The organism is Pontibacter sp. HJ8, from assembly GCF_054824225.1.
The window spans coordinates 1-10,699 of sequence record NZ_JSYF01000061.1 but is presented as its reverse complement, the minus strand read 5'-3'; the positions used below and the strand labels follow the sequence as shown (position 1 = coordinate 10,699).

Annotated in this window: 9 protein-coding genes and 1 tRNA gene; 2 read left to right on the top strand and 8 right to left on the bottom strand. The window is 49.5% G+C overall.

All coding sequences use genetic code 11. The features are described from left to right. The first annotated feature begins 167 nt into the window (after positions 1 to 167). Positions 168 to 1,670, top strand: a complete 1,503-nt coding sequence (accC, locus tag OB13_RS03695; protein ID WP_461488796.1) for an acetyl-CoA carboxylase biotin carboxylase subunit — start codon at positions 168 to 170, stop codon at positions 1,668 to 1,670. A gap of 75 nt (positions 1,671 to 1,745) precedes the next feature. Here accC and bshB1 read toward each other — a convergent pair whose 3' ends face one another. From bshB1 to OB13_RS03655, 8 genes are all read right to left on the bottom strand, one after another. Then, positions 1,746 to 2,465 carry a bacillithiol biosynthesis deacetylase BshB1 gene (gene bshB1 / locus OB13_RS03690; protein WP_461488795.1) on the bottom strand — a complete coding sequence of 240 codons (720 nt, stop codon included), beginning with the start codon at positions 2,463 to 2,465 and terminating at the stop codon, positions 1,746 to 1,748. Between the two features lie 12 nt (positions 2,466 to 2,477). Continuing rightward, positions 2,478 to 3,530, bottom strand: a complete 1,053-nt coding sequence (locus OB13_RS03685) for a peptidoglycan DD-metalloendopeptidase family protein (protein ID WP_461488794.1) — start codon at positions 3,528 to 3,530, stop codon at positions 2,478 to 2,480. Between the two features lie 135 nt (positions 3,531 to 3,665). Next, entirely contained in the window at positions 3,666 to 4,604 is a 939-nt protein-coding gene (trxB, locus tag OB13_RS03680; RefSeq protein ID WP_461488793.1) for a thioredoxin-disulfide reductase, read from the bottom strand. A 154-nt stretch (positions 4,605 to 4,758) separates the two neighbouring features. Beyond that, on the bottom strand, positions 4,759 to 5,622 hold the full coding sequence (locus tag OB13_RS03675) for a sigma-70 family RNA polymerase sigma factor (RefSeq protein ID WP_007656436.1): 864 nt from the start codon (positions 5,620 to 5,622) through the stop codon (positions 4,759 to 4,761). A 190-nt stretch (positions 5,623 to 5,812) separates the two neighbouring features. After that, on the bottom strand, positions 5,813 to 7,951 hold the full coding sequence (gene pnp, locus OB13_RS03670; RefSeq protein ID WP_461488792.1) for a polyribonucleotide nucleotidyltransferase: 2,139 nt from the start codon (positions 7,949 to 7,951) through the stop codon (positions 5,813 to 5,815). A 135-nt stretch (positions 7,952 to 8,086) separates the two neighbouring features. Continuing rightward, on the bottom strand, positions 8,087 to 8,362 hold the full coding sequence (gene rpsO, locus OB13_RS03665) for a 30S ribosomal protein S15 (RefSeq protein WP_461488791.1): 276 nt from the start codon (positions 8,360 to 8,362) through the stop codon (positions 8,087 to 8,089). Positions 8,363 to 8,478: 116 nt separating this feature from the next. Further along, entirely contained in the window at positions 8,479 to 9,897 is a 1,419-nt protein-coding gene (locus tag OB13_RS03660; RefSeq protein ID WP_461488790.1) for an LptF/LptG family permease, read from the bottom strand. Positions 9,898 to 10,000: 103 nt separating this feature from the next. Further along, positions 10,001 to 10,402 carry an START-like domain-containing protein gene (locus OB13_RS03655; RefSeq protein ID WP_461488789.1) on the bottom strand — a complete coding sequence of 134 codons (402 nt, stop codon included), beginning with the start codon at positions 10,400 to 10,402 and terminating at the stop codon, positions 10,001 to 10,003. A 135-nt stretch (positions 10,403 to 10,537) separates the two neighbouring features. Between OB13_RS03655 and OB13_RS03650 the strand changes: the two genes are divergently transcribed. Next, a tRNA-Met gene (locus tag OB13_RS03650) sits at positions 10,538 to 10,611 on the top strand. Positions 10,612 to 10,699: the final 88 nt, after the last annotated feature.

The window sequence follows — 10,699 nt, the reverse complement described above, 5'->3', positions numbered from 1 at the left end:
TGTAGTATGTTATACTATATATCACTTTTAAGTATAATGCCTGCAAATTTATCATTTTATAGATTCATAAACAATTTCTAATACTGTCTCCGGTCCTTTTTCTCCGTCTCATTTTTAAGTTTGCCGGCAATGCTGTTTCTTTGATAAAAATATAGTCAAGCTGCTGCATGAGAAAAATCAACAAGATACTGATTGCCAACAGAGGTGAAATTGCGTTGCGTATCATGCGCTCGGCCAAAGAAATGGGGATCAGAACAGTGGCCATTTACAGCGAAGCCGACCGCAATGCCCTGCATGTACGCTATGCCGATGAAGCGGTCTGCGTAGGTGGTCCTAAGTCAAACGAATCCTACCTGCGAGGGGACGTGATCATTGACGTATGCAAACGCCTGCAGGTAGACGCCATACACCCGGGCTATGGTTTCTTGTCAGAAAACGCCAGTTTTGCCCGTAAGGTACAAGAAGCGGGCCTGATCTTTATAGGTCCGACACCGGAAGCAATTGAGTTGATGGGGAGCAAACTGGCTGCCAAAGCAGCAGTAGCCCGGTATAACATCCCGATGGTACCGGGCACGGAGGAGGCCATTACCGATGTGGAGGAAGCCAAACAGATCGCCAGCCAGGTTGGTTTCCCGATCCTGATCAAAGCCAGTGCCGGGGGCGGTGGCAAAGGTATGCGTGTGGTAGAAGATGTGGAATCGTTTGAAGATCAGATGAAGCTTGCCGTCAGTGAGGCAACCTCTGCTTTTGGCGATGGCTCGGTGTTCATTGAAAAGTATATCGGCTCCCCGCGCCATATTGAGATCCAGGTATTGGGTGATACGCACGGTCATATTGTGCACCTGTTTGAGCGTGAGTGCTCCATCCAGCGCCGCCACCAGAAAGTGATCGAAGAAGCTCCCTCTGCTGTTCTGACCCCTGAACTTCGGGATGAGATGGGCCGTTGTGCCGTCAATGTGGCCAAAGCATGTGATTATGTGGGAGCCGGCACCGTTGAGTTCCTGGTGGATGAGAACCTCAACTTCTACTTCCTCGAGATGAACACCCGCCTGCAGGTGGAGCACCCGGTCACGGAGCAGATAACCGGACTAGACCTGGTAAAAGAACAGATCCGGATTGCCGAAGGAAATCCCCTGAGCTTCCAACAGGAAGATCTTGCGATCTACGGTCATGCGCTGGAACTGCGTGTGTACGCGGAAGATCCTGCCAACAACTTCCTGCCTGACATCGGTCGCCTGGAAACCTACATCCGTCCGCAGGGATTGGGCGTACGCGTGGACGACGGTTTTGAGCAAGGTATGGACATCCCGATTTACTATGACCCGATGATCGCCAAACTGGTGACTTTTGGAAAAGACCGGAAAGAGGCCATCGACAAAATGCTGCGCGCCATTGATGAGTATAAGATCACAGGTATAGAAACCACCCTGCCGTTCGGTAAGTTTGTGCTGCAGCACGAAGCTTTTGTTTCCGGTAACTTCGATACCAAGTTCATTGAACGCTACTTCTTACCCAGCCTGCTGGAGGAACAAGCAACAGACGAGTCAGAAGAAATAGTTGCCACGCTGGCTGCTCTGCTCCTGACGAACCATAGCCCCAAAGCAACCGCTGGCACTGCAACGGGAAACAACCAAAATGCGTCCTCCTGGCGTAAGAACAGGCTCAAATAAGTATACCGGAAATAAAAAAGAAGCGGCGCTGCAAATTGATTGCAGCGCCGCTTCTTTTTAAGGTATGGAAAGCGATTAAATCAGGTCAAACAGATTTCGTACGCCTATACGCCTGGCAGCTGTAAATCCCTCTCCATACGTTACCCCGATGGCATGCCCATACTCCCTGGCCCTGGAATCAATGAAGTCCAGAAACTCAGGAGACGAAATGTAGGTATTTGGGGAAGTATCGTCGGGGTTGAAAAACTGGGACTTGAATGCACGGATGGTTTCCATTTTCTTTTCCCAGAAAGGTGTTATGTCCATTACAAAATCAGGCGTGATGTACCTGTCCTGCACGAAATTATACATCGCTTTCGGCCTCCAGGCTTCCTGCTCCAATCCATCGTCTCCCAGGGTCTTGATCATTTTAAGCCCGGCCAGAAAACAAGCTTCCAGGACAACGGCCGCTCCTCTTCCATGATCAGGATGGCGGTCATGCAAGGCATTCATCAGCACGATCTCCGGTTGGTACTGCCGCACCTTCCGGACAATTTTCAGCTGGTGCTCCTTGTCATTGCTAAAGAATCCATCGGCAAACCCCAGGTTTTCACGTACCGACAGGCCCATGATGCGGGACGCGGCATCCGCCTCCGCCGCACGTTCTGCAGGCGTCCCTCTTGTACCCAGTTCTCCGCGGGTAAGGTCAACCACACCGGCTTTTTTCCCTGCCTCGATCTGGGCAATGAGTGTACCGGCACACCCCAGTTCCACATCATCCGGATGGGCGGCAAAGGCAAGTATATCTAGTTTCATGAACGTGAAGTCTTATTTAATGCGAAGGGAACGCCCTACTTTCAGGGTAGTACGGGAGCTGATGCCATTCAGTTTGGTGATCGTACTTACGCCCACTCCATATCTTTTGGCTATACCTGAGAGCGTATCGCCGCTACGCACTTTGTGGTACATGGCTTTGCGGCCGCTGCTGCTTGAGCCGGATCTCTTCGCTTTGTTATAGTAGTTAAACACAGCAGACGTGATCACGAAGCTTTGCCCTTTCAGCAGGTAGTCCGGGAAGTCATAGAGCAATTCCGGGTCCAGCGGGTTACCCTGGTAGCGCACTTCGTAATGCAAATGCGGCCCCGAGCTGCGTCCGGTGCTACCACCTAGCCCAATCACTTCGCCGGCCTTTACGAATTGCCCGGGTTGCGCGATCGTTTTGCTCATGTGGCCATACAATGTTTCCAGGCCGTTGTAGTGGCGCAGCACTATGTAGTTGCCATAGCCGCCGCCATCCCATTTATTGATACGCACCACCCCATCAAAGGCAGCATAGATGGAGTCGCCGGTATCCAGGTCAATGTCGGTACCATAATGCCAGCGGTAGCCTCTGTGGCCGAAGCGACTGGTGATAGGCGTCTTCTCGAGCGGCATTTTGTATTCCCGCTTCAGACGGGGATCATAAAGGGTGATATCAACCGTATCTTTCAGTTGGCGTCCATCCATCCGGTAGGGGTTGATGTTACGCGTATCCCAGATGGCATAATAGCCTGCAATTTTAATCCAGGAGGAGTCAATCATGACTTCTTCCGAAACCTCCACGATGTGCTGTTCCCCCATATCCAGTTCAGTGGTATCTTCACTGACAATGGAAAGCTCTTTTTTGGGATTGAAGTAGATCGATTTTCCCGCATCCGACTCATCGTCCGGGAATTCTTCATACTTGATCAGGATCGTGGTATCAGGCCGTACGTAGTCGATCTTGGGTGATTTCACCTTTAAAAAATCTCTTACTTTACCCTGTGCAAACGCTCCTTCTGCCCCACAGAGGGTACAGAACATAACCAGCACAATTGAAAGGGATACTTTGAACTTTGGCATTAGAATCATGATTAGGCGGCACTGCAGATAGGAACTCAAGCTCGCAATCATAAACTACAGCTGCGCCATTTTATTGTGAGCAGGTATGTCAGATTATACAAAATTACCTGCCATACCTGTTCACACACTTGTTTTTTAGTGCAATTCGTTTGAAGCCAGGTAACGCTCTGCATCCAAAGCTGCCATACATCCTGTACCTGCTGCTGTTACGGCCTGCCGGTAGGTAAAGTCCTGCACATCGCCACAGGCGAAAACGCCGTCGATGTTGGTCTTGCTCGTGCCCGGGATGGTGCGGATGTACCCGTTCTCATCCAGGTTGAGGTAATCGGCAAATATTTCCGAGTTCGGTTGATGCCCGATCGCAACAAAGAATCCCTGTACCGGAATTTCCTGAAGCTCATCCGTGAGCACATTGCGAACGCGCACCGCCTCTACGGTCTGGTCTCCCAGGATCTCATCCGTTACCGTATTCCACAGTATCTCGATGTTCTTCGTCTTCTTCACACGCTCCTGCATGATGGTAGAGGCCCGCATTTCATCGCGACGGATGATCATGTATACCTTGTTACAGAGGTTGGCCAAGTAGGTCGCTTCCTCGGCTGCCGTGTCACCGGCACCAACGATGGCTACATCCTGCCCTCTGTAGAAGAAGCCGTCGCACACAGCACACGCGCTTACGCCGTTGCCATTGAGTCGTGCTTCGGACTCCATTCCCAGCCATTTGGCCGAAGCTCCGGTTGAGATTATGACGGTATGCGCTTCGATCACCTTCTGGTCATCGATGGTTACTTTGTGGGGCTGCGAAGAGAAATCAACGGCGGTAGCTATTCCGTACCGTACATCGGCTCCGAAGCGCTCTGCCTGCTTTTTAAAGTCTTCCATCATCTGCGGGCCGATCACACCATCGGGATAACCCGGATAGTTTTCTACGTCGTTGGTGATGGTCAGCTGGCCGCCTGGTTGCAGGCCCTGGTATAAAACGGGATTCAGTCCGGCTCTGGAGGCGTAGATGGCAGCTGTATAGCCAGCCGGCCCCGAGCCTATGATAAGGCATTTTACTCTTTCTATTTCCATTGGTGTTGGTTGCAAAAGAAATTTGGTTGCAAGTATACAAAAAAAATCTCATCCTCGTCCTGCATACTATCCCGGTTTATTGAGACAAGCCACAGGCCGACATAAAAAAAGTCCTGGCCTTTTATGACCAGGACTTTCATTTGGATACGTTAAATTAACCGAGATACGGTTTCAAAGCTTTGCTTCGGGAAGTATGGCGGAGTCTTCTGATCGCCTTCTCTTTGATCTGTCTTACACGCTCGCGGGTCAGGTTGAACTTCTCCCCGATCTCCTCCAAGGTAAGCGAATGCTCGCCATTCAGGCCAAAGTAGAGGGTGATTACGTCTGCCTCCCGCTTGGTAAGCGTAGACAAGGCACGCTGTACCTCTTTGCGAAGCGAGTCGTTCATCAGACCGGTGTCCGGTGATTCTTCATCCTCATTTTCGAGTACGTCCAGCAGACGGTTTTCTTCGCCTTGCACGAACGGGGCATCCACTGATACGTGGCGTCCGGAAATTTTCAGCGTGTCGACAACCTCGGCTGTTGTCAGCTCCAGTACTTCCGCAATTTCTTCCGGCGACGGCTCGCGTTCAAATTTCTGCTCCAGTTCTGAGAAAGATTTGGAGATCTTGTTCAGGGAACCTACCCGGTTCAGCGGCAGGCGCACGATACGTGACTGCTCAGCCAATGCCTGCAGGATTGACTGGCGGATCCACCATACGGCGTAAGAAATAAATTTAAAGCCTCTAGTTTCGTCAAATCGCTTGGCAGCTTTGATCAGGCCCAGGTTACCTTCGTTAATAAGGTCGCCCAGGGAAAGACCCTGGTTCTGGTACTGCTTGGCCACGGAAACGACGAAACGCAGGTTGGCTTTTGTTAACTTCTCAAGTGCAAACTGATCTCCTTCTTTAATTCTCTGTGCTAACGACACCTCTTCATCCGGCGTAAGCAAATCAACTTTACCAATCTCCTGTAGGTATTTATCAAGCGACTGGCTTTCGCGGTTGGTGATCTGTTTGCTTATCTTGAGTTGTCTCATCAGAGTATATTATTATTGCAAAAATGTGAAAATCTTAATTTTGGGCTCGCTGTGGTAACATCAGAAAATCGCGCAAAGTTCTTACTTAATACGAATAAAGTCAAGAACGTTGGCCATAAACAAAAAAACATAATGCTCCTGGCGCCATTCCGACTACTGCAGAACGGCGCCAGGAGCAAGAAATGTTCAATTAGTTTTGTTCCGGAGCGCCTGGCTTAGGTAGTATCGCTTTGCGGGAAAGCTTGAACTTGCCTGTTTTCTTATCGACATCGATCAGTTTCACCTTCACTTCTTCGCCGATTTCCAGCACGCCTTCCATCGTTTCCAGACGCTCGTGCTTGATCTCAGAGATGTGCAGCAGGCCATCTTTGCCTGGCATAAACTCAACGAATGCACCGTACGGCTGTATCGACTTCACTTTGCCAATGTAAGTATCGCCGATCTCCGGCTGCGCTACGATACCCCGGATCTTGCTGATCGCGTGGTTCATAGAGTCCTGATCGCTGGCGAAAATGTTCACATGGCCTTTTTCGTTCTTCTCTTCGATGATGATCGTAGCGCCCGTGTCTTTCTGGATCTGCTGGATCACTTTACCACCTGGTCCGATCACGGCACCGATAAACTCCTTGTCGATCACGATGTTGAACGAACGTGGGGTATGCGGCTTGTAATCCGGGTTAGGCGAAGAAAGCGTCTTGCTCATTTCGTTGAGGATGTGCAGACGACCGTCTTTTGCCTGGGCCAACGCCTGGCTTAGTACGTCGTGCGACAATCCCTGTACCTTGATGTCCATCTGGCAGGCCGTGATACCTTTGCTGGTACCGGCTACTTTGAAGTCCATGTCACCTAAGTGATCTTCATCTCCCAGGATGTCAGAAAGAACGGCAAATTTACCGGTCTTCTCATCCGTGATCAGACCCATGGCTATACCTGATACGGCGTCTTTCACAGGAACACCGGCATCCATCAGCGCCAGCGAGCCGGCACAAACCGTAGCCATAGAAGAAGAACCGTTGGATTCCAGGATATCCGACACGATACGGATCGTGTAAGGGTTTTCTGAATCCGGTGGAAGCACTTTCTTCAGGGCACGCAGCGCAAGGTTACCGTGACCGATCTCACGACGGCCCGGGCCTCTGTTTGGCTTCACCTCACCGGTTGAGAAGGCAGGGAAGTTATAATGCAATAAGAATTTATTGGTACCGGATACCATCGCGCTGTCGATCATCTGCTCATCCAGCTTGGTACCCAGGGTCACCGTAGTCAGGGATTGGGTTTCACCGCGTGTGAACACAGCTGAGCCGTGTGTCGCCGGCAGGTAGTTTACTTCTGACCAGATTGAGCGGATCTCATTCAATTGACGGCCATCCAGACGAACGCGGTCGTTGAGGATCATCTCCCGAACAGCATCCTTCTCTACATCGTGGAAATACGTCTTGATGAGTCCCATGTCATAGCCGTGGTCTTCACCCAGCGATTCAACGAACGCATTCAATACAGAAGCAAAACCTTCTTTACGCTCAGATTTGTTGGCACTACCTCTTTTCGCTACTTCATAAGCCTGCGCATAGGTAGCTTCGTATACCTTCTGACGAAGGTCAGCATCATGGGTTTCGTGGGAGTATGTACGCTTCTGCAGTTTGCCGACCATTTCGGCAAGCTCCATCTGGGCCTGGCACTGTACCTTGATGGCTTCGTGTGCGTAAGCGATTGCCTCGAGCATCTCTTCTTCCGATACTTCGTTCATCTCACCTTCTACCATGGCCACGCTGTCGATAGAACCACCAACAATCATGTCGATGTCGGCGCGCTGCAGATCCGATACTTTCGGGTTGATAACCAGTTGGCCATCAATACGGGCTACACGAACCTCAGAAATTGGTCCGTTGAACGGAATGTCCGACACAGCAAGGGCTGCCGAAGCGGCCAGGGCTGCCAGGGCATCCGGCATAACCTCCGCATCCGCAGAGATCATATGTATGGTCATTTGTGTTTCGGCATGGTAGTCTCCAGGGAACATAGGTCGCAGGATACGGTCTACCAGGCGGGAAACCAGAATTTCGTAATCAGAAAGTCTTGCTTCTCTTCTCAGGAAGCCTCCCGGTATCTTACCAGATGAAGCGAACTTCTCCTGATAGTCTACAGAAAGAGGCAGGAAGTCCACCCCTTCGCGGGCATCTTTGTTGGAAACAACGGCTGCCAGGAGCATGGTAGTACCCATTTTCACTACAACAGATCCGTCAGCCTGCTTGGCTAATTTACCAGTTTCGATTGTGATCTCCCGGCCATCCGGAAGAAAGATTGTTTTGGTTATCGCGTTATAAGACATCTTCAATTATTTTTTAGCATCAAAAAAGACAGGGCTACCGGTTGCGGCCGCTGTCGGGTACTGGCAAAGAGGAAGGGAATGGTACTGAAAAAATTAGGGAATCCCTGTAAGAAATTCCCTAATAAAATAAAAAGCTTATTTTCGGATACCCAGATCACCAATGATCGCTCTGTATCTTTCAATGTCATTTTTTTGCAGGTAGTTCAGAAGTCTTCTTCTTTTACCAACCAGCTTAAGAAGACCCAGGCGTGTACCAAAATCCTTCTTGTGAACTTTGAGGTGACCCGTCAGGTCAGCGATGCGTGTTGTGAACAACGCGATCTGAGCCTCAGCAGAACCTGTATCAGTCTTAGACTTTGTCAGGCTATACTTTTCAAAAATTTCTTGTTTCGCTTCAGTAGTTAATTTCATTGCGTATAAAAAATATCAATCTATTATTTTCGGGGATAGATACTTGTATAAGCCGCAAAGTTATACAAAATATCTTTATTAAAAAACTAAATATGTACTGTTATTTCGCAGCAGTGCTAGATTTTATTGCGTTTGAGCCTTGTCAGGAATTTTCGCCAGAAGTCTACCTCCAGAAGGCTGGAGTCATTCCGCGCCTGGTAGAGGAAGAACAGACCGATCGGCAGCAGGATCACATTGGCTCCCCACATACCTATACCTACCGGCAGCAACCCTTCCCTGGCCCACTTCTCGCCCAGGATCGCCAGGACATAGAGCACGATGAAGAACATGATCGAAATCAGCACCGGCACGCCCAGGCCTCCTTTTTTGATGATCGCGCCCAATGGTGCTCCGATCAGGAACATGATCAGAATGGAGGCAGACTGGGTATATTTACGCCATATCTCGATCTCATAGTTGTTGGCATCGCGGGTCAGTGTATTCACCTTCTCGATATAACTGGAGGTGAAACTTTTGACGTTCCGGGCCTTGTTGGTGGCCACCTGCAGTATATCTGCATTCACTGGGATGAGCTCGGCATCTTTCTGCAATACTTTGTCATGGATCTTCAGTCCGTTCTTTACATCCCCGGTATCGGCCTTAAAGTACATGTAAAACGGGTCAACGTTAGGCGCATACATGGCCTTTTCACGGGCATTGAAGCGACGCAGCGAATCGGTCACAGTTGTCAGCTGGTCGATGTTCTTCATCATCTTGTTGTCAGAGAACAGTTCTTCGCGTGTCCGGTCCAGGTTAAAGGAAGCGAGGCTGAAGACAATTTTACTCGCATCAAATTTCTCTCTCACAAACTGCTCTGAAGAATTTCTGTAGTTGCCATCGTTCTGGTCTACGTAGGTATTTCCTTTGAAAAGCTCCAGCACCAGGTAGTTGTCGTTGTGCTCGGTATACATCTGCCCTGAATCGGCCAGAATGACGGTGGTATTGGTACCGCCCTTCGAATGGTCGTAGATCATGATGTCGCGCAGGGTTTTATCGTCGTCCAGCTTCTCATTGATCTTGATGCTATACCCCGGCAGGCCGTTATAGAAAGCACCTTCCTTAAAGTTCATGGTAGGTTTCTTCTGGCGTATATCCCAGAGCAGGCTGTAGGCCTTCAGGTTGGCTTTCGGTACGGTATAGTTGTTAAAGAAGAACGCACCGACTGTTAAGAGGAGTACCAGAAAGAAGACGGGTCGCAGCACGCGTGGTAGTGCTATACCTGTGGTTTTGATGGCTGTCAGCTCATGGTGCTCTCCCATGGTTCCAAAGGTCATCAGGGACGAAACGAGCACAGCCAGCGGCAGGGCCAGCGGTACCATGTTGATGCTGAAGTAGAACAGCAACTCGGCGAACACCTCAGCGCCGAGGTCTTTTCCAACCAGTTCGTCGAGGTACTTGAGGATATACTGCGTAAGCAGAATAAACTCTACTACAGCAAATGTCAATACAAAAGGTCCGGCAAAAGACCGGAGTATGAGCTTATCTAGTTTCTTCATGTGAGCCTGATGGCATGCGGACAGTATGAAGGTCCGGGTACTTTTCTCTAACACCCATCGTTCAAAAATCGTGCAAAGATAAGCAGTTGCAGCGGAAGACCACTTACCCGCCTACTATTTCCCTGAGCTTTTGCAGCAGATGTTCCCAAAGTTCGGAAAGTTCTTCGATGTCTTCCTCCTCGGAGTAGTCGGTTACTTTCAAAAACTGCTCTTGTGTCAGTTCACTCGATTCAATAGAGAAATCTACATAGTAAGGATCAACCGGATGGCTTTTGTCTTCGTTGAGGAACAGGAAGCGAACGGAACGGTTGGTACGGTGGCCGGTCATCTCGGCGTAGTGGTTTCGCCCGTCCCATACGAAATTGAATAGCTTGTCTTCATCCACCGTCACATTATCACAGAACCATTGGGCAAGCCCCCCAGGCGTACTCAGGTAAGGGTATAGAAGTTTGGCGGAGGCATTGACAGGGTACTCACATACAAATTTAGTCTTGGTAGCCTTCATTATTTACGAATTGTAAGTGTTTGAGTAAGTATAGTATTAATTTCCGATTCTTTAAATATACTAAAAATAAAATATTTTTTTCTTTGGCATGTGTTGCTTTTTTCAAAAACTATGCCCTATATTTGCACCCGAAACGGCGGGGTAGCTCAGATGGTTAGAGCGCAGGATTCATAACCCTGAGGTCGGCAGTTCGATTCTGCTCCCCGCTACAAAGGCCCTGGAAATGTACTTCCAGGGCCTTTTTTCTTTCGTCCCTCCTCCTGTTTTCGCCTATACCTATACCTATACCTATACCTA

Bases quoted from the DNA above. Each gene is read 5' to 3' on its own strand.
- accC (WP_461488796.1), top strand. From the start codon at position 168: ATGAGAAAAATCAACAAGATACTGATTGCCAACAGAGGTGAAATTGCG.
- bshB1 (WP_461488795.1), bottom strand. From the start codon at position 2,465: ATGAAACTAGATATACTTGCCTTTGCCGCCCATCCGGATGATGTGGAA.
- OB13_RS03685 (WP_461488794.1), bottom strand. From the start codon at position 3,530: ATGCCAAAGTTCAAAGTATCCCTTTCAATTGTGCTGGTTATGTTCTGT.
- trxB (WP_461488793.1), bottom strand. From the start codon at position 4,604: ATGGAAATAGAAAGAGTAAAATGCCTTATCATAGGCTCGGGGCCGGCT.
- OB13_RS03675 (WP_007656436.1), bottom strand. From the start codon at position 5,622: ATGAGACAACTCAAGATAAGCAAACAGATCACCAACCGCGAAAGCCAG.
- pnp (WP_461488792.1), bottom strand. From the start codon at position 7,951: ATGTCTTATAACGCGATAACCAAAACAATCTTTCTTCCGGATGGCCGG.
- rpsO (WP_461488791.1), bottom strand. From the start codon at position 8,362: ATGAAATTAACTACTGAAGCGAAACAAGAAATTTTTGAAAAGTATAGC.
- OB13_RS03660 (WP_461488790.1), bottom strand. From the start codon at position 9,897: ATGAAGAAACTAGATAAGCTCATACTCCGGTCTTTTGCCGGACCTTTT.
- OB13_RS03655 (WP_461488789.1), bottom strand. From the start codon at position 10,402: ATGAAGGCTACCAAGACTAAATTTGTATGTGAGTACCCTGTCAATGCC.